The sequence below is a fragment of the Shewanella loihica PV-4 genome, assembly GCF_000016065.1.
Lineage (GTDB): Bacteria > Pseudomonadota > Gammaproteobacteria > Enterobacterales > Shewanellaceae > Shewanella > Shewanella loihica.
In genome coordinates, this window is record NC_009092.1 from 3,444,533 (window position 1) to 3,461,346 (window position 16,814).

Annotated in this window: 18 protein-coding genes and 8 tRNA genes; 5 read left to right on the forward strand and 21 right to left on the reverse strand. The window is 53.4% G+C overall.

Annotated elements, in window-relative coordinates:
* Positions 1 to 31: 31 nt before the first annotated feature.
* The 4 genes from SHEW_RS14990 to SHEW_RS15005 form a co-directional block, all read right to left on the reverse strand.
* Entirely contained in the window at positions 32 to 1,309 is a 1,278-nt protein-coding gene (locus SHEW_RS14990) for a DUF819 family protein (RefSeq protein WP_011866702.1), read from the reverse strand.
* Positions 1,310 to 1,435: 126 nt separating this feature from the next.
* Positions 1,436 to 2,224, reverse strand: a complete 789-nt coding sequence (locus SHEW_RS14995; RefSeq protein ID WP_011866703.1) for a transglutaminase family protein — start codon at positions 2,222 to 2,224, stop codon at positions 1,436 to 1,438.
* On the reverse strand, positions 2,224 to 2,610 hold the full coding sequence (locus SHEW_RS15000; RefSeq protein ID WP_011866704.1) for a SirB2 family protein: 387 nt from the start codon (positions 2,608 to 2,610) through the stop codon (positions 2,224 to 2,226). The genes SHEW_RS14995 and SHEW_RS15000 overlap by 1 nt, the downstream gene beginning before the upstream one ends.
* A gap of 126 nt (positions 2,611 to 2,736) precedes the next feature.
* Positions 2,737 to 3,651 (reverse strand): LysR family transcriptional regulator, encoded by a 915-nt coding sequence (locus SHEW_RS15005; RefSeq protein ID WP_150099974.1) that lies wholly within the window; start codon positions 3,649 to 3,651, stop codon positions 2,737 to 2,739.
* An 85-nt stretch (positions 3,652 to 3,736) separates the two neighbouring features.
* Between SHEW_RS15005 and SHEW_RS15010 the strand changes: the two genes are divergently transcribed.
* Positions 3,737 to 4,150, forward strand: coding sequence for a GNAT family N-acetyltransferase (locus tag SHEW_RS15010; protein ID WP_011866706.1), 414 nt, complete (start codon positions 3,737 to 3,739; stop codon positions 4,148 to 4,150).
* Positions 4,151 to 4,237: 87 nt separating this feature from the next.
* Here the strand turns inward: SHEW_RS15010 and SHEW_RS15015 are convergent, their stop codons facing one another.
* The 4 genes from SHEW_RS15015 to hemA all read right to left on the reverse strand — a co-directional run bounded on the left by SHEW_RS15015 (position 4,238) and on the right by hemA (position 7,900).
* The gene (locus SHEW_RS15015; protein WP_011866707.1) at positions 4,238 to 4,480 is read right to left on the reverse strand and encodes a hypothetical protein; all 243 of its coding nucleotides are present in this window, start codon (positions 4,478 to 4,480) and stop codon (positions 4,238 to 4,240) included.
* 189 nt (positions 4,481 to 4,669) lie between these two features.
* Positions 4,670 to 5,512, reverse strand: a complete 843-nt coding sequence (gene prmC, locus SHEW_RS15020) for a peptide chain release factor N(5)-glutamine methyltransferase (RefSeq protein WP_011866708.1) — start codon at positions 5,510 to 5,512, stop codon at positions 4,670 to 4,672.
* A 38-nt stretch (positions 5,513 to 5,550) separates the two neighbouring features.
* On the reverse strand, positions 5,551 to 6,636 hold the full coding sequence (prfA, locus tag SHEW_RS15025) for a peptide chain release factor 1 (RefSeq protein ID WP_011866709.1): 1,086 nt from the start codon (positions 6,634 to 6,636) through the stop codon (positions 5,551 to 5,553).
* 13 nt (positions 6,637 to 6,649) lie between these two features.
* Positions 6,650 to 7,900 carry a glutamyl-tRNA reductase gene (hemA, locus tag SHEW_RS15030; protein WP_011866710.1) on the reverse strand — a complete coding sequence of 417 codons (1,251 nt, stop codon included), beginning with the start codon at positions 7,898 to 7,900 and terminating at the stop codon, positions 6,650 to 6,652.
* 319 nt (positions 7,901 to 8,219) lie between these two features.
* Between hemA and lolB the strand changes: the two genes are divergently transcribed.
* The 3 genes from lolB to SHEW_RS15045 all read left to right on the forward strand — a co-directional run bounded on the left by lolB (position 8,220) and on the right by SHEW_RS15045 (position 10,724).
* The gene (lolB, locus tag SHEW_RS15035; RefSeq protein WP_011866711.1) at positions 8,220 to 8,870 is read left to right on the forward strand and encodes a lipoprotein insertase outer membrane protein LolB; all 651 of its coding nucleotides are present in this window, start codon (positions 8,220 to 8,222) and stop codon (positions 8,868 to 8,870) included.
* Entirely contained in the window at positions 8,857 to 9,711 is an 855-nt protein-coding gene (ispE, locus tag SHEW_RS15040) for a 4-(cytidine 5'-diphospho)-2-C-methyl-D-erythritol kinase (protein WP_011866712.1), read from the forward strand. Before lolB ends, ispE begins: the two co-directional genes overlap by 14 nt.
* Before the next feature lie 65 nt (positions 9,712 to 9,776).
* The gene (locus SHEW_RS15045; RefSeq protein ID WP_041407381.1) at positions 9,777 to 10,724 is read left to right on the forward strand and encodes a ribose-phosphate pyrophosphokinase; all 948 of its coding nucleotides are present in this window, start codon (positions 9,777 to 9,779) and stop codon (positions 10,722 to 10,724) included.
* A 99-nt stretch (positions 10,725 to 10,823) separates the two neighbouring features.
* Here SHEW_RS15045 and SHEW_RS15050 read toward each other — a convergent pair whose 3' ends face one another.
* The 13 genes from SHEW_RS15050 to SHEW_RS15110 all read right to left on the reverse strand — a co-directional run bounded on the left by SHEW_RS15050 (position 10,824) and on the right by SHEW_RS15110 (position 16,254).
* The gene (locus tag SHEW_RS15050; RefSeq protein ID WP_011866714.1) at positions 10,824 to 11,231 is read right to left on the reverse strand and encodes a hypothetical protein; all 408 of its coding nucleotides are present in this window, start codon (positions 11,229 to 11,231) and stop codon (positions 10,824 to 10,826) included.
* A gap of 12 nt (positions 11,232 to 11,243) precedes the next feature.
* Entirely contained in the window at positions 11,244 to 11,726 is a 483-nt protein-coding gene (locus tag SHEW_RS15055) for a hypothetical protein (protein ID WP_398351648.1), read from the reverse strand.
* 245 nt (positions 11,727 to 11,971) lie between these two features.
* Positions 11,972 to 12,056: transfer RNA gene (locus tag SHEW_RS15060), tRNA-Leu, on the reverse strand.
* 54 nt (positions 12,057 to 12,110) lie between these two features.
* Positions 12,111 to 12,185 (reverse strand) — tRNA-Gln (locus tag SHEW_RS15065).
* Positions 12,186 to 12,230: 45 nt separating this feature from the next.
* Positions 12,231 to 12,315 (reverse strand) — tRNA-Leu (locus SHEW_RS15070).
* 132 nt (positions 12,316 to 12,447) lie between these two features.
* Positions 12,448 to 12,524: transfer RNA gene (locus SHEW_RS15075), tRNA-Met, on the reverse strand.
* Positions 12,525 to 12,544: 20 nt separating this feature from the next.
* Positions 12,545 to 12,619: transfer RNA gene (locus tag SHEW_RS15080), tRNA-Gln, on the reverse strand.
* A 25-nt stretch (positions 12,620 to 12,644) separates the two neighbouring features.
* A tRNA-Gln gene (locus tag SHEW_RS15085) sits at positions 12,645 to 12,719 on the reverse strand.
* A gap of 48 nt (positions 12,720 to 12,767) precedes the next feature.
* Positions 12,768 to 12,852, reverse strand: a tRNA-Leu gene (locus SHEW_RS15090).
* Positions 12,853 to 12,921: 69 nt separating this feature from the next.
* Positions 12,922 to 12,998 (reverse strand) — tRNA-Met (locus SHEW_RS15095).
* Positions 12,999 to 13,264: 266 nt separating this feature from the next.
* Complete coding sequence (ychF, locus tag SHEW_RS15100; RefSeq protein ID WP_011866716.1) at positions 13,265 to 14,356, reverse strand: redox-regulated ATPase YchF; 1,092 nt, start codon at positions 14,354 to 14,356, stop codon at positions 13,265 to 13,267.
* Between the two features lie 70 nt (positions 14,357 to 14,426).
* Entirely contained in the window at positions 14,427 to 15,014 is a 588-nt protein-coding gene (gene pth / locus SHEW_RS15105) for an aminoacyl-tRNA hydrolase (RefSeq protein WP_011866717.1), read from the reverse strand.
* A gap of 103 nt (positions 15,015 to 15,117) precedes the next feature.
* Positions 15,118 to 16,254, reverse strand: a complete 1,137-nt coding sequence (locus tag SHEW_RS15110; protein ID WP_398351650.1) for an FAD-dependent monooxygenase — start codon at positions 16,252 to 16,254, stop codon at positions 15,118 to 15,120.
* A gap of 255 nt (positions 16,255 to 16,509) precedes the next feature.
* Here SHEW_RS15110 and SHEW_RS15115 point away from each other — a divergent pair, with 255 nt between their 5' ends.
* Positions 16,510 to 16,812 carry a hypothetical protein gene (locus SHEW_RS15115; RefSeq protein ID WP_011866719.1) on the forward strand — a complete coding sequence of 101 codons (303 nt, stop codon included), beginning with the start codon at positions 16,510 to 16,512 and terminating at the stop codon, positions 16,810 to 16,812.
* The last annotated feature ends 2 nt before the right edge of the window (positions 16,813 to 16,814 follow it).

Consider the following 16,814-nt stretch of genomic DNA (forward strand, 5'->3'; position numbering starts at 1 on the left):
CCCGGCAGGAATCAAATTCTTTATTGGCCTATCACTGAGCCACGACCTGCAGTATCTGACCACACACCCACGCCATATAGGTGCCTACAGCATAGCCTAATACGGCCAGGAGTACACCGACAGGTGCCAGGGCCGGATGGAAGGCCGCGGCCACCACGGGCGCCGAGGCCGCACCGCCGACGTTGGCCTGACTGCCCACCGCCATGTAAAACAGTGGCGCGCGGATAAGCTTGGCCACCAGCAACATGAAACCGGCGTGGACTATCATCCAGATGATGCCGATGGCGAAATACCAGAGGTTGGCCGGGTCAAACAGTTTGAACACATCCATATGCAGGCCGATAGTCGCCACCAGGATATAGAGGAACGCCGAGGCGACCTTAGAGGCGCCCGCCGCCTCAAGATGGCGCACAGGGGTAAAGGACATGGCCAGACCTATGGTGGTTACCGTCACGATCAGCCAGAAGAACTTAGAGGTCAGGCTGTAATCGCGAGTCCAGGGATAGTTGGCCTCGAAGAAGGGCCCGAGGAAATCGGCGATCACATGGGCCAGGCCCGTGATACCAAAGCCCACGGCGACTATCATCATTAGATCTCGCAAGCTGGCGATACGGGCGTTTTCGGCGTGATACTTCTCCACCTTCTGCTTGAGGGTCTCGATGGCGCGGGTATCGGCGCCCGTCTTGGCATCGATCTCCTTGGCCTTAGAGGCCATAAACAGCAGCACGGCCATCCAGATGTTGGCCACGATCACATCGACCGTCACCATGATAGAGAAGATGTTGCCACCGGCCTCGTAGATCTCCTTCATCGCCGCCTGGTTGGCGCCGCCGCCGATCCAGCTGCCGGCCAGGGTAGTCATGCCGCGCCAGACCGCATCTGGCCCGCTCACCCCGAGGATCTCAGGGTTGAGGGTCGACACGATAAGTAAGGCAATTGGCCCCCCTATCACTATGCCGACGGTACCGGTTAAAAACATCACAATCGCCTTGGGGCCAAGGCTTAGGATCGCCTTGAGGTCGACACTTAAGATCAGCAGCACCAGACAGGCGGGTAACAGGTAACGGGAGGCGACAAAATAGAGGTTTGAGGTATCGCCATCCAGGATATTAAAGGAGTTTAGCAGCGAAGGCAGAAAGTAGCACAGCAGCAGCGCAGGAATGAAACGATAAAACTTCACCCAGAATGGGTGCTGGCTGCTATTGGTATAAAACACGAATCCTAAGATCACCGCCAACAGGCCCAGGCCCGTGGCATCATTGGTGACTAATGCCGTGGCGTCATTGCTGACTAACGCGGTACTGCTCATCTCATCTCCCTTTTATTTTGTATGGGTTATTTATTGTTGTAGTTATAGTAGTGGCCGCTAAAGCCGATTGGCAATCGCGGTAAATTTCGCCCCCGCGCCAGGCCATCCCGGCCTGGACGCTAAGGGTTAATGATAGACCTCAACCTCGTCGTTGAGCTCTTTTAACTGTAATTTGACCAGCTCGGTTACCGGGTCGTGGGGACTGTTATCGACAAAGTGTCGCAGGTCCGCCGCCGCGACGCTGATACAACCTAGCTGCTGGGCGATAAAGGCCCGCTCCCGGTTAAGATTCAGATCGTCTTGGTGCCACTGCAGCAATAAGTTACAGCACTCCATGGCGCTCTCAAATTTGCTCGCCAGGATGGCGCCGGCCTTGAGCTCATGCAGCATGCGTGACAGCAGGCGCTTGAGGCTCGCAGGCTTCAGATAACGCGGCTTAAAGGGCGCGCCATTACCTAACTCGCCGCGCACCAACACGTGAAGTTGGTGACGAGTCAGGGATTGCCCGGTGAGCGGGTCGATATAGCGAACCTTATCGTCGATACGACAGCTCAGCACTGTGGTGCCCGGCAACAGCAACGGCTGCAATACCAGGTCCAGTTGCTTACCCAGCAGCATGAGCACGCTTGCCAGTGTGGTACTGTTACCCTGCCGCGTGGTGATGCAGCTGGCGAGATCCGCCGCCTCGATACTGAAATAGGACTCTCGCGCACAGAAGCCGAGATCCTGATAGAACCACTGCAACAGCGCCTCGAGACGGGCTTCTCTGTCGACCAGATAGTGGCTAAGTACAGAGCCCGCCAGCTCGTACCAGGCCCACTTAGCCGCTTCCTTATCGGAAAATCCCAGGTGCTCGGAAATATCAAAGGCGCTCTCTGGAAGGGAGAGCGCCTCGTTTAAGATCAGGTTTGTCATTAGCTCATTAATATTGCTTGTTTAAACATGGCAATTTTCGCAGCGTACATCACCCAGGCCAGCGCGCCTAGGGCGGCGAAGGTCTTGAAGAGTTTGTTACGGTTAGCCTTAAGCGAGATGGCCGCCAGGAAGATGTAAGCGATCACTGCGCCTATCTTCTCGGTCAACCAGGCATCCTGAAACGGATACTGCTTGATGATGAAGCATAAGGTTAGGCCGGAGAGCAGCAGGAAGGTATCGATCACATGGGGCGCAATCTTAACAAATTTCTTGTCCATGATGGCTGATTGTTTAAGATGCAGCACAAATCGTACGATAAAAAACAGCACACTCACGGCAATCAAAGTGAGGTGTATATGCTTAATAGCTGGGTATAAACTGTCCATTATATCTTCTTTCGTGGCTCGCAAAGGCGCTAGTGTACCCGATCAAAGGCCGGGGCACCAATATCGGCACAACCGATTTCAACATATCCACTTAAATTGAGTTAACACCTTGGATGATCACGCCTCTCAGGTGTCGAACAGCTCGTTTATCTGCTCCCTCAGCCAAAGGTTTTCTGAGGTGTTTTCGGTCGGCTTATAACTCATCAACGTCAACTTGTAGCTTGGCATAGGCAGAGGGACGTCGAACTCATTGAGCGGTAGGCTATGGGCAAGCAGGCGCGCCGCCTGACGCGGCAGGGTCACCAGATACCCCGACTCCTCCACCAGAAATGGCGCGTTGATGACATTTGGCAGCTGTATGGCGATATCCCGGCTCAGCCCCTGTGAGGCAAGTACCTGATCCACTATCCCTGTATCAGTTCCCCAGGGGGAAACCAGGATATGCCGACTGGCGAGAAAGATGTCACGGTTCATCTTAGTCACCTTGGAGCTTGCCAGGGTGCAATAGTCTCCCTCCCACCATAGGGACTCGCTGATGAGTCTGTGACCCTGGCCCTCGTCATGGGAGAAGTCCAAGGCGAAATCCAATTGACCCGACTCGAAACGGCTCAGGGGCATACGCTGCTCATCGTGAATCAGATTGAGGCGCACCTTGGGCGCCAGGGTGCTGAGCCGCTTGGCAAGACGCGACATTAACATCAGGGCGGTAAAGTCAGTCACCGCAATGCGAAATGCATGCTGACTCTGCACCGGAGAAAATGCCTGTTTGGGTAATAGGCAGTCGCTGAGCCTGTCCAGCACCTGGCCGACCTCGACGCTGATGGAGTCGGCATAGGGAGTTGGGAGCATCGCGCTGGCCGAGCGGATAAACAGTGGGTCATCCAATTGCTGGCGTAGCCTGGAGAGCGCGTGACTAAACGCCGACTGACTCAGATGCATCTGCTGCGCCGCTTGGGTTACACTGCGACAGCAATAGAGCGAATGAAACAACTTAAGAAGATTTAAATCAACATGATACAAACCTTTATGCACAGATTTCATCTCCCAATGCAGATAATGCACTTATCAGATTTATCCCGCTAGTTTAAGCTAGTCGGCATAGGAATCAACATCAAGGTAGTTAATCATGAGCATCACTTTTACCCAAGACGCCAGCCCCGAATTTGCCGAGGCAGTGCAGCAAAAAATCGCCGAGTTTAACTGGCAGCGTTGGGAGGTGAGCGAGCGCTTACCCCTAGGGCTTAAGCTGGAGAATGAGGCAGGAGAGATGATCGCCGGCCTGTCGGCGCGCACATTCGGCAACTGGCTGATGATAGATAACTTCTGGGTGAGCGAGTCGCTCAGAGGACAACAGATCGGCAGCCAGATGTTAGAAGAGGCCGAACGTATCGCCAGGGAACGCGGCTGCATCTACGCCATCTTAGATACCCTAAACTTTCAGGCGCGACCCTTCTACGAGGCCAGAGGCTATTCTCTAGAGTGGACTCAGGAGCAATACCCTAAGACGGGCTGTAAATACTTCATGACCAAGACGCTCTAAGCAATTAAATCTAAGCTAACCAAGCTTAGAGAATCAATTTTGACCGCCTGAGGCTTCTTCAAACATTAACGGCCTCTCTTTTAAGCGCTACTGGCCCTCGGCTTCTTTTAACGCCTTGGCCCGCTTCTCGGCCTCCTCCTGCATCAGGGCGTTCATCTCCTTATCGAAGGTGGCGAGCTCGTCGGGCCGGGTCGGCACCTTAGGACCTGTGCCTTGAGTGGCCTCCAGGGCCGCCTCGGTCTGCTCGCTGAGCACAGGTTGCTTGGCGAGTTGCTGATAATACAAGAGGCCGATGATTAACAAGGCCAGTAACATAGCGATCATTTTCATGGTGTTTTCCTGAGACGCCAGGTCAGCCCTAGCCTGCGACCTGTTGAGTATGGACTATCCTGGGAGGCATTAAAACAGAACGACAATATTACGAAAAGAAAACGCCACAGGCTCAGGCCCATGGCGTTTTTAGTGTCGCGCGGTGAAGTGCTAGTGCTGTGGCTTAAGCTAAGAAGCTATCAAACCCAACTATCTTGGCCAGCGACCCAGGGTACATCTGTCGTTGCTGCCAAAATCGCGTACCGTCGCGACCGCCTCGTAACCCAGCTCGATCATCTTATCGCGCACCGTAAGAGCCTGGCCGAAACCATGCTCAAGCAGCAGATAGCCACCGGGCGCCAGATAGTCGCGCGCCGCCTCGGCGATGTAGAAGAGATCCGCATAGCCGTGTTCACCTGCGGTGAGCGCGCTATGGGGTTCGAAACGCACGTCCCCTTGGGACAGGTGCTCATCTTCCTCATCGATATAGGGCGGATTGGAGACGATCAGGTTGAAGTCGTAGCGATTGATGGCGTCGAACCAGTCACTCTGCAGTACCTCCACCTGAGGCAACTTGAGGTTGTCACGGTTGGCCTTGGCCAGGGCAACGGCCTCGAGCACCTTGTCTACCGCAGTGATCTGCCAGTTACTACGCTCGAAGGCCAGCGACAGGGCGATAGCCCCGGTACCAGTCCCCAGGTCCAGCACCTTAGCATTCTCCGCCAGCGGCAGATTAAGGGCTGTCTCTACCAAAATCTCGGTATCCGGGCGCGGGATCAGCGTGGTGGGATTAACCATGAAGGGCAGCGACCAGAACTCCCGTTCGCCGACGATGTGAGCGATGGGAGTACCTAACTCGCGGCGACCGACCATCTGCTTATACTCGGTCACCTGCTCGCTGGTCAGACGCTCGTCTGGCCAGGTATAGAGATAACTGCGCTGCTTATGAATGATATGCAGCAGCATCACCTCGGCATCGAGCTTGGCACTGTCAGACACATCCTGGAGTCGAGTCGAGGCCCATTCGAGGGCCTGTGCTAACGTCTGGAACAAAGCATATCCTTAATCACCTAGCGGCAATGATAGCAAGATTAACCTTCGGAAAGGGCTGCTAACAGGTCGGCTTGGTTTTCCTGCATCAAGGGGCCGAGGATGGCATCGAGGTCGCCTTCCATCACTTCGCTGAGGCGATAGAGAGTCAGGTTGATTCTGTGCTCGCTCACACGTCCCTGAGGGAAGTTATAGGTACGCACACGCTCCGAGCGGTCACCACTGGCAACCAGGTTACGACGTGTCGATTCCTCTTCGCTGCGGCGCTTCTCATCTTCCACCGCCTGAATACGGGCGGCCAAGACGCTCATCGCCTGGGCGCGGTTTTTATGCTGCGAGCGCTGATCCTGACACTCCACCACGATACCCGAAGGAATATGGGTAATACGGATGGCTGAATCTGTCTTGTTTACGTGCTGACCACCGGCACCCGAGGCGCGGAAGGTGTCGACCTTTAGATCGGCAGGATTGATTTCGATCGCTTCGGCTTCTGGGATCTCAGGCATTACCACCACGGTACAGGCTGAGGTATGCACACGTCCTTGAGATTCTGTTTCAGGCACGCGCTGTACTCGGTGTCCGCCCGACTCGAACTTGAGCTTGCCATAGACGCCATCGCCTGACACTTTAACGATGATCTCTTTGAAGCCACCATGTTCGCCTTCGTTGGCGTTCATGATCTCCATCTGCCAGCGGTTTGCCTCGCAGTAGCGACTGTACATGCGGAACAGGTCACCGGCAAAGATAGCCGCCTCGTCACCACCGGCACCGGCGCGGATCTCGAGGAAGGCGTTGTTGTCATCTTTAGGATCTTTTGGCAGCAGCAGGATCTGCAGCTCGCCTTCCAAGACATCCAGGGTCGCCTTGGCTTCTTTAATCTCTTCTTGCGCCATCTCTTTCAGATCGGCGTCATCTTCGGCGAGCATCTCCTGCGCCGAGGCAAGATCTTCTTCGGCCTGGCGGTAGGCCTTGAAGCTCTTTACCACATCTTCGAGTTGAGAATACTCTTTGGACAGAGCGCGAAAACGCTCCTGATCGGCGATGATTTCCGCATCACTCAGCAGCGCCAAAACCTCTTCATTACGCTCAAGCAAGCCTTCGAGCTTGCGAATAACACTGTCCTTCATTACAACGCTAACCTTAGTCTTTATCTAGTCCGAGCGCTGCTCTTAATTGTCCTAAGCTATTGAGGTCACCGCGGCGACTCGCCTGGGTGAGCGCCTGGGTCGGGGCGTGGATCAACTTATTGGTCAACTTGTTCGCCAGTTCCAGTATTAGCTGCTCGCTATCACCACCCTGGGCCAACTTATTGATCGCTCGCTCGACCAACTCATCTCTGATCGCCATACTCTGGCTTCGGTATTCACGGATGCTGTCGACCGACTCTAACGATCGAATCCACTCCATGAAATGATGAGATTCCTCTTCAACAATTAATTCAGCTTTCTCGGCCGCCTCACGTCGGGAGGCCATATTCTGTTCAATGATGCTTTGCAGATCGTCAACCGTGTATAAGAAGGCATCGTCCAGATCGGCAACTTCGGCCTCGATATCTCTAGGAACTGCTATATCAACCAATAACATAGGTTGATGACGACGCTGCTTAAGCGCTTTTTCTACCATGCCTTTACCCAGTATAGGTAATGGGCTGGCGGTAGAGGATATCACGATATCGGCCTTAGGGAGAAAATCTGGTATCTGTTCGAGCGTAATTGCCGTCGCACCGAACTCTTCACACATGGCTTCGGCGCGGGAAATGGTACGGTTGGCGACTATCATGGAGTCGACACCATTGTCTTTCAGGTGGCGTGCCACCAGCTCTATGGTCTCGCCGGCACCGATCAGCAGCACCTTAGTGGCGCTCAGCGCCGAGAAAATATGTTTGGCCATGCTCACGGCCGCAAAGGCGACCGATACGGCGGCGGCACCGATCTCTGTCTCGGTGCGCACCTTCTTGGCCACCGAGAAGGTATTTTGGAACAGTCTGTCCATGGTGACCGCAACCGTGCCGGCCTCTTTGGCCTTCACGAAAGATTGTTTCACCTGACCTAAGATCTGCGGTTCGCCCAAAATGAGCGAGTCGAGTCCCGACGAGACTCGCATCAGATGCTGTACCACCTGCTGCCCTTGATACTTGTACAGGCAGGGCAATACGTCATCATGAGATAACTGATGATAAGACTCCAGCCAGCTGATCACATCCGCCTCATCACCCGTGTTGCAATAGAGCTCAGTGCGGTTACAGGTCGAGACGATCACTGCCTCCCCTGTCTTAGTCCGACTGGCAAGACTCTTCATCGCTTCATGAATTTTATCAGGCGCAAACGCTACCTTTTCTCGTAGGTCTACAGTGGCTGTTTTATGATTAATACCGATTGCTACAAGGCTCATCTGACTCTTTCTGGTCTCTAGGGTCTGTTAATCTTGCGAGTTCATTGACTACCGGCCATAGGCCCGAATCATCTCACTTAATGCCAGTCATTCTACGCAATTGAGTCGACTAAAAACAGAATACGCTTAACAAAACCGAACAATAATCTGGCTTGTCACAACTTTTTTCTATTAAACCTGAGGCTTAAAATCAAGCCCTCAGGCCCTTGCGAAAATTAGCCATTGCTAACCCTAGCCTAGGCTGGCAGGAAATTTGGGATTAGTCGTTGGTATTTAAAGTCAGCCCTCGTATGATATGCGCTAGTGATTTTAGCCATAGATGAATAATTTGAACTACTTCACAAAAATTTCGGCAAGCTGTGCGGCCTTAGCGCTAATGACCCTCGCCGGCTGTGCCTCCCACAAACCGATCGACTACGCCCCCACACAGGTAGAAAGTGCTAACCAGGCAGAGGCCTGGGAGCTGCAGGGCAAGTTGGCGGTGCGCACCCCAGAAGATAAATTCAGCACCAACCTCTACTGGTTCCATACCCAGACCAATGACGACCTGACCCTGACCACTATGCTGGGCACTACAGTCATGACCCTTAACAAGACCCCTAGCCAGGCGAGCCTGCAGATAGAAGACAAGGTGTATCAGGACAGCGACGCCGAAGAGCTGCTCAGGCGCCTCACCGGCTGGTCGATACCGGTCGACACCCTGCCCCTGTGGATCACGGGGCAGGTTTCCGCTCAGGATGAGGTGGTCGCCGTCGACGAGCAAGGTCGCCCCAAGGAGGTACTCAACCACACAGGCAGTAGCCCCTGGCACGTCAGCTTCAACAGTTGGCAAGAGCAGAGCGGCGCCGAGCTGCCGAGACTGCTGCAGCTAGAGCGCGACGACATTCGTTTAAAGCTACAGGTCAGCCAGTGGCAGGCACTGACACCCAAGCGCGCATCACAACCGGAATCGACAGATGACAAGCAATAGATCCACCGCCTGGCCGGCACCGGCTAAACTCAACCTGTTTCTCCACGTCAACGGCCGCCGCGCCGATGGCTACCATGAACTACAGACCCTGTTTCAGTTTATCGACTACTGCGACTACCTGGATTTTGCCGTCAACGACAGCGGCAGCCTCACCCTGCATTCCGAGATGGAAGCTGTTGTTGCAAATAGCGATAACTTAATTCTAAAAGCTGCAAAATCTTTGCAGGAGTACACAGGTACCCATCAAGGCGCCGAGATCTGGCTGGATAAAAAACTGCCAATGGGCGGCGGCATAGGTGGCGGCTCATCCGATGCGGCCACCACACTGGTCGCCCTGAATCATCTGTGGCAGACTCAATTATCACAGGATGAACTGGCAAAGATTGGCCTGTCTCTTGGCGCTGATGTCCCTGTTTTTATTAATGGTTTAGCGGCATTTGCCGAAGGGGTTGGCGAGAAGTTGATCCCGGTCGAGGCGCCGGAAAATTGGTACCTGATCCTGACCCCGGATGTTCACGTTTCCACCGCCGAGGTGTTTAACGATCCCCTGCTACCACGGGATACGCCTAAGCTCTCCATGGATGATTTAATGAGCAGTGACTGGCACAACGATTGCCAACCCAGAGTCGCCGAGCGATACCCCCAAGTTGCCAAAGCATTGGCGTGGCTGATAGAATATGCGCCGTCCAGAATGACGGGAACCGGAGCATGTGTATTCGGTATCTTCGACACACGCCAGCAGGCAGAGCATGTTTTTGCCAAATTGCCAGCGGGTTTGTGCGGTTTCATCGCCAAGGGGACAAATAAATCACCATTAGCGTTGCGGTTAACGCAGCACTAAGTTCATGCGGGATAGCCTAGGTTATCCCGACAATTACAATGAAGCATACGCCTGAGGTCCATACAGTGCCTGACATTAAACTATTTGCTGGTAACGCAACCCCCAGTCTCGCCAAGAAGATAGCAGATCGCCTATTTTGTAAACTCGGAGACGCTGAGGTTGGCGTTTTCAGTGACGGTGAAATCAGTGTCCAGATTAACGAAAATGTACGTGGGGCGGATGTATTTATCATTCAATCTACGTGTGCACCTACTAACGATAACCTGATGGAACTTATCGTTATGGTAGACGCGTTACGTCGCGCATCTGCTGGCCGTATTACTGCGGTTATTCCTTACTTCGGTTACGCTCGTCAAGACCGTCGTGTACGCAGTGCTCGTGTACCTATTACCGCTAAGGTAGTCGCCGACTTTCTATCAAGCGTTGGTGTTGACCGCGTATTGACCTGTGACCTGCACGCCGAGCAGATCCAGGGCTTCTTCGATGTACCTGTAGACAACGTATTCGGTAGCCCAGTGCTGCTGGAAGATATGCTGGCCAAACAGCTGGACAACCCAGTCGTGGTTTCACCAGATATCGGTGGTGTAGTACGTGCCCGCGCCGTAGCCAAGCTACTGGACGATTCAGATCTGGCTATCATCGACAAGCGTCGCCCACAGGCGAACGTTGCTCAGGTGATGCACATCATTGGTGACGTTCAAGGCCGCGACTGCATCATAGTCGACGACATGATCGACACCGGCGGTACCCTGTGTAAGGCAGCCGAAGCGCTTAAAGAACACGGTGCTAACCGCGTATTCGCCTACGCCACTCACCCAGTATTCTCAGGCAACGCGCCTAAGAACATCGCCGAGTCTGTGATCGACGAAGTGATCGTGACCGACACCATCCCACTGAGTGAAGAGATGGCGGCACTGGATAAAGTGACCCAGCTGACCATGTCTAGCGTGATGGCTGAAGCTATCCGCCGCGTAAGCAACGAAGAGTCTATCTCTGCGATGTTTAAGCACTAATCACCCGCTTTCAAGGGTAACGAAAAAAGCCACTCAATCGAGTGGCTTTTTTGTATCTAGCATGACTTAGTGTCAGCGAATGCTTATCTATGCCTACTCTTATCTGACCGTGCGCCTCAAGGCGTCATCACGCACCGCCAGGGTAAGATCATAGGCGATGGTGCGGCGCAGTTTGACCAGCCAGCCACTGACCTTATCCATGTCGACGTCACACTTCTTGGTGCAGCCTTCGCGCTTGGCATCGATCAGCGTGATGGCGATGCCCTTGTCACTCTCAACCAGCTCGACGTTTATCTCGTAGGTCTTGTAGCTCAGTCTGGCGAAGCGTTTGTCCCCCTCACGCTCGAAGCGCCAGTGGTTGCGAGACACGGCCTTGTCCAGCATATCGTCGTAATCTGTCACATAGCTGCCCAGTGGAATGGGATCTTGATAGAGGTGCAGCCCCTGTGCCTGCAATGGCGCCGCAAGACTCAAACCTATGAGCATTCCTAGCATAATCTTTTTCATCTTCACGCTTCCTTAACGCATTTGCAGCTGTCTGGCGATGCTGGCTCTGAGGTTCTTGATGTAGTTGAAGTAGCCTCGGCCATTCTTATAGCAGATCCCGTCGATGAGATTTGCACACTGATAATCGCCCAGGGCATCTTGATACTTGAGCTGCACCAGGGACTCGTCGTATTCGATGCGCATCACATTGGTGTCGCCGCGATAGTCGAAGCGCGCCAGGATATAACCCTCGCCCTCGCCGTCATACACCCAGGCGAAACCCTTGGTATTCAGCATGCCCATCAGGATGGCGTAACGGGTCTTTTCGAGCCCTATGTTGTGGGTCTCTATCTCTTGATGCACCGCGCGAATATAGCGGTCTGAAGACTTAGGCTTGGTGTTTTGCTTTATCGTTAGTGTGCTGGGCTGTGCCAGCACCAGAGGGCTAATCATAAAAGAGCTAAGCGCCAGCAGGCTCAGACCGCAGACTAATGTTTTAATGCTCAAGGTTGTCACTCCCTGTGATAATAAAAAACTCATGCTATCACAGGGGCCTAGCAGCGACTAGCCAGTTAGATCAAAGCTTGAGTCGGCTCGTGACTTGAAGGCTTCTCGCAAGGATTGAAGCGACGCTTAAATCTCGAATCAGAGGAATCAGATTCAGGCCTGACAGGCAACTGATTGATAAACAAACGACAGATAGGTAAAAGACAGATACAAAAAAACCTGTCACTTGGACAGGCTCTTTGCAATCTTAATAATGGTACGGGAGGAGAGACTTGAACTCTCACACCTTGCGGCACCAGAACCTAAATCTGGCGTGTCTACCAATTCCACCACTCCCGCATCGCTTTACATCTGATTCGATGGCTTAGTTTAACATCTTAAGCTAGATAAAAATGGCTGGGGTACTAGGATTCGAACCTAGGAATGCCGAGATCAAAACCCGGTGCCTTACCGCTTGGCGATACCCCAACAAGCTCGGCTTAGATTACAGGATACACCTATAACCTCAAATAATGGTACGGGAGGAGAGACTTGAACTCTCACACCTTGCGGCACCAGAACCTAAATCTGGCGTGTCTACCAATTCCACCACTCCCGCTTAGCATCTAGTTTTCTATCTTGATGAAGATTCTAGTCATATGTCTGAGCCGAGGCTCAACTAACTAGCAGACCTCAAGTTTTACATCTTGAGCAGATGGCGCCGACAACGGCGGATTTACCTGAAATAAGATGGTAGCTATGGCGGGACTTGAACCTGCGACCCCAGCATTATGAGTGCTGTGCTCTAACCAGCTGAGCTACATAGCCACATTTATCTTACTGATAAATGGCTGGGGTACTAGGATTCGAACCTAGGAATGCCGAGATCAAAACCCGGTGCCTTACCGCTTGGCGATACCCCAAGAATCAAATTAAGCAAGAGGAAAATGGCTGGGGTACTAGGATTCGAACCTAGGAATGCCGAGATCAAAACCCGGTGCCTTACCGCTTGGCGATACCCCAATTTTCTTGCTTAAGACTAAAGGTAGACAACCTCTAGTCAAAAATAAATGGTACGGGAGGAGAGACTTGAACTCTCACACCTTGCGGCACCAGAACCTAAATCTGGCGTGTCTACCAATTCCACCACTCCCGCACTGCTTCTAGTTTTACATCTTGAACAGATGGTGGCGTCTGCCACTATCAATTTTACATCTTGAAAGGATGGTAGCTATGGCGGGACTTGAACCTGCGACCCCAGCATTATGAGTGCTGTGCTCTAACCAGCTGAGCTACATAGCCATCGATATTTCGCGCCCCTCTTGCTGAGGAACGGGGCGTATTATGCTTATTCAGCGTAGGCAGGTCAACAGCTTTTTTTCGCTAATTTAAACTATCTTAGCCGTTCGCCTATAAACTCACCAAAGTGAACAGGCCTTATGCAATTCGCCCCTAAAAACCTGCAATTAACGCCTATTTTTCCCCGTGGGATAAAGCAAAACGGCCCGATGGAGTATCGAGCCGCTTAAGCGTTTATTGGTTTTCGCCGCCAAGAACGGCGTCAACCGCTAAACGTTGAAGAGGAAATGCATCACATCGCCATCTTTAACCACATAGGTCTTACCTTCAACGCGCAGTTTACCCGCTTCTTTGGCACCCGCCTCACCCTTGTAGGCGATGAAATCGTCATAAGACATCACCTGGGCACGAATGAAGCCACGTTCGAAGTCGGTGTGGATAACGCCAGCCGCCTGCGGCGCACAGGCGCCAACTGGTACTGTCCAGGCGCGAACCTCTTTCACACCGGCGGTAAAGTAGGTGTGAAGATCCAGCAGTTGGTAACCGGCGCGGATCACGCGATCTAGACCAGGCTCTTCCAGGCCAAGGTCGGCCATGAACTCGTCACGGTCTTCAGGATCCATCTCGGCCAGCTCAGATTCGATAGCCGCGCACACGGCCACAACTACCGCATTCTCTTTCGCCGCGATCTCGCGTACCGCATCCAGGTGTGGGTTGTTCTCGAAACCATCCTCGGCAACGTTAGCGATATACATGGTTGGCTTGAGGGTCAGGAAGTTAAGGTAGTTAACCGCCGCCAGCTCCTCTTTGCTCAGATCCATAGAGCGCAGCATGTGACCTTCGTCCAGTACTGGGCGCATCTTCTCCAGCACGCTCACCTCGAACTTAGCGTCTTTGTCGCCGCCCTTGGCACGCTTTTGCTGACGCAAAATGGCGCGCTCGCAAGAATCTAAGTCAGCCAGTGCCAGTTCGGTGTTGATCACCTCGATGTCGCTCGCAGGCGAAACCTTGTTGGCGACGTGTACGATATTCTCATCTTCGAAACAACGCACCACGTGACCGATAGCATCGGTTTCACGAATGTTTGCCAGGAACTTGTTACCCAGGCCTTCCCCTTTCGAAGCGCCCGCCACCAGGCCGGCGATATCGACGAATTCCATGGTAGTCGGCAGAACACGTTCAGGCTTAACGATTTCCGCCAGGGCCTCCAAACGTGGATCCGGCACAGGTACCACACCCGTGTTAGGCTCGATCGTACAAAACGGGAAGTTTGACGCTTCGATACCCGCCTTAGTCAAGGCGTTGAACAGAGTCGATTTACCTACGTTTGGTAGGCCGACGATGCCACATTTAAAACCCATATTATTACCTTTATTTAATTAACCTTATCGCCGAGGCGATAATAAAGCTGTTCATTGCCGACGAATCGACTTAACCGGCCTTGTAAGAGTGCAACCTGTGCATCGCCTTACTCATGTCTTCCTTAAAGAGCACCTCGGTGGCGCGCACCGCCTCGTCAATCACCTCTTCGATGAGGCGTTGCTCGGTCTGCGGCGCCTTACCCAGCACATAGTTGCTGACCATGCTCTTGTCGCCTGGATGGCCAATGCCGATCCGCAGTCGATAGAAACCTTTGTCGTTAGCGAGCTTGGCGATGATATCTTTGAGGCCATTATGACCGCCATGACCGCCGCCCAATTTAAACTTAGCCACACCCGGCGGCATATCCAGCTCATCGTGAGCCACTAAGATCTCATCGGGTGCAATACGAAAGAAGTTTGCCAAGGCCCCCACCGACTTGCCACTGAGGTTCATAAAGGTGGTCGGGATCAAAAGGCGCACATCTTTACCGTACAGAGTTGCCCTGGCGGTCAGGCCATAGTATTTGCTGTCGGCCACTAGGCTGACACCGCATACCCGTGCCAGCTCGTTGACATACCATGCACCTGCGTTGTGCCGAGTCTGCTCATATTTGTCGCCTGGATTAGCCAAGCCTACGATAAGCTTTATATTGCTCATTTCACCCTTGTCCATTCGCAAGTGCCAATAAAAAACGCGGCATTTTAGCACTCAATCGAGTCGGCAACAAATTTATCCCGGACAAGGGCAATATGGCCAGAGCTTATAGCCCCATGGCGTATTTGAGTACCTTCTGCTTGATGGGCCCGTCTATGTTCGCCAGCTTGAGGGCGCCGTTTCGCAGCAGTTTCAGCGGCAAGAGCTCGTTGCTAAAGCCGGCGTAGAAGAGATCCATGGTGGTCATCATCAGCTGATTGTCGGTGTAACGCTTAGCCTGATAACTCTTGAGCACCTCGTTATCCCACCAGCATTTATGGTTAGCGATGGCATCAGCGAAGGTGTCTATCAGGGCGCTGACATCCTTAAAGCCCAGGTTGACACCCTGGCCGGCCAGGGGGTTGATGGTATGGGCGGCGTCGCCCAGAATCACCAGGTGATCGTCGAAGTAGCGCTGGGCGTGGCGACGGGTCAGCTTGAAACTTCCCTTAGAGAGTACCTTAAACTCACGCTCCAGACGTTTAGGAAAATGGGCATCTATCTGCTCATACAGCGCCTGATTACTTAGGCTTTGCAGCTGCGCGATACGACTGGCATCGTCGTACCACACCAGGGAGGCGTGCTTACCCGGTAGCGGCAACAGGGAGCGCGGCCCCTTAGGGGTAAACTGCTGCCAGGTGACATCCTGCTCTTCCTGCTCGGTGGCGATATTGATCAGCATGGCCGACTGGGCGTAATCCCAACCCGTCACGCCGATCCCTGCCCACTGGCGCACTTGAGAGTTGGCGCCATCGGCCCCCACCAATAGCCGCGTCTCTATCTCGCTGCCATCCTCCAGCGTGAGACGAATGCCGTCTTCCATGCGGGCAAACTGGCTGACCTTGGCTGGGCAAAGCAGGCTGAGATTGTCATGTCGGTCAAATTGCTGCCACAGGGCCAGCTGCACCAGACGGTTCTCGACGATATGACCAAGATGAGAGGCGCCAATCTGGTCGCTATGAAACTGGGTGATGCAGCCTTCCATCTCCCAGGTCTCCAGCCCCTTGTAGGCCACCTGACGCATCTCGCCGAGTGCCGACAGGGCGCCGAGGCGCTCGAGCAACTGCTCAGAGGCCACGCTGATGGCCGATACCCTAAGATCCAGTTCCTGCTCACTGTCGTAGGCCTTGGGCCCATAGGCCTCAACCACCGCCACCGACAGGCCAAGCTGCGCCAACCCGAGGGCCGTCGCCGCCCCCACCATACCGCCGCCTAACACGACAACATCTTTCACTAAGGTCTTGCGCTGGTTCTGACTCACCTTGGGTTCGACTCCCTACTTCTTATTACCAAATATGTCACATCGACGGATTGCGTGTATAAATGTTACCAGGCAGGCAACTACTCACACTCAGTTACAAAGGCGCGGCGCATAACGCCATTTGCGCCTTTACACTCTCAGTTCACAGCTAACTTGCAATACAGCTACCCATTACTGCTGAGTGTCACGGAGTGTCCTATGAAAAAGTTACTGCTAGCCAGCCTAATCACCGCCGCCAGTCTAGTGTCGGCCTCGGCCCTTGCCACGCCCACCTCTGGGATGGAGAGGATGACTGTAACCTATCGCAACTCGCTTGATTATGCCCTATATCAATATACGATTGAATTAATGAGCCATTATAGGGCGGAGATCCAAACAAGCATACAGCGTCAGGCCAAAAACAGCAGCCAGGCGATGGCCGATGCCTTCTTTACTCAGACGCCCGAGGCGCAGGTCGCCCTGGTGGATTTCCCGGTCAAAGGATCCGCGCGCACCGAGTAAAT

Bases quoted from the DNA above. Each gene is read 5' to 3' on its own strand.
- SHEW_RS15115 (WP_011866719.1), top strand. From the start codon at position 16,510: ATGAAAAAGTTACTGCTAGCCAGCCTAATCACCGCCGCCAGTCTAGTG.
- hemA (WP_011866710.1), bottom strand. From the start codon at position 7,900: ATGAGCCTTGTAGCAATCGGTATTAATCATAAAACAGCCACTGTAGAC.
- SHEW_RS15015 (WP_011866707.1), bottom strand. From the start codon at position 4,480: ATGAAAATGATCGCTATGTTACTGGCCTTGTTAATCATCGGCCTCTTG.
- ispE (WP_011866712.1), top strand. From the start codon at position 8,857: ATGACAAGCAATAGATCCACCGCCTGGCCGGCACCGGCTAAACTCAAC.
- SHEW_RS15000 (WP_011866704.1), bottom strand. From the start codon at position 2,610: ATGGACAGTTTATACCCAGCTATTAAGCATATACACCTCACTTTGATT.
- lolB (WP_011866711.1), top strand. From the start codon at position 8,220: ATGAATAATTTGAACTACTTCACAAAAATTTCGGCAAGCTGTGCGGCC.
- SHEW_RS15050 (WP_011866714.1), bottom strand. From the start codon at position 11,231: ATGAAAAAGATTATGCTAGGAATGCTCATAGGTTTGAGTCTTGCGGCG.
- SHEW_RS15005 (WP_150099974.1), bottom strand. From the start codon at position 3,651: ATGAAATCTGTGCATAAAGGTTTGTATCATGTTGATTTAAATCTTCTT.
- SHEW_RS15010 (WP_011866706.1), top strand. From the start codon at position 3,737: ATGAGCATCACTTTTACCCAAGACGCCAGCCCCGAATTTGCCGAGGCA.
- ychF (WP_011866716.1), bottom strand. From the start codon at position 14,356: ATGGGTTTTAAATGTGGCATCGTCGGCCTACCAAACGTAGGTAAATCG.
- SHEW_RS14990 (WP_011866702.1), bottom strand. From the start codon at position 1,309: ATGAGCAGTACCGCGTTAGTCAGCAATGACGCCACGGCATTAGTCACC.
- SHEW_RS15110 (WP_398351650.1), bottom strand. From the start codon at position 16,254: ATGGTGGGGGCGGCGACGGCCCTCGGGTTGGCGCAGCTTGGCCTGTCG.
- prfA (WP_011866709.1), bottom strand. From the start codon at position 6,636: ATGAAGGACAGTGTTATTCGCAAGCTCGAAGGCTTGCTTGAGCGTAAT.
- SHEW_RS14995 (WP_011866703.1), bottom strand. From the start codon at position 2,224: ATGACAAACCTGATCTTAAACGAGGCGCTCTCCCTTCCAGAGAGCGCC.
- pth (WP_011866717.1), bottom strand. From the start codon at position 15,014: ATGAGCAATATAAAGCTTATCGTAGGCTTGGCTAATCCAGGCGACAAA.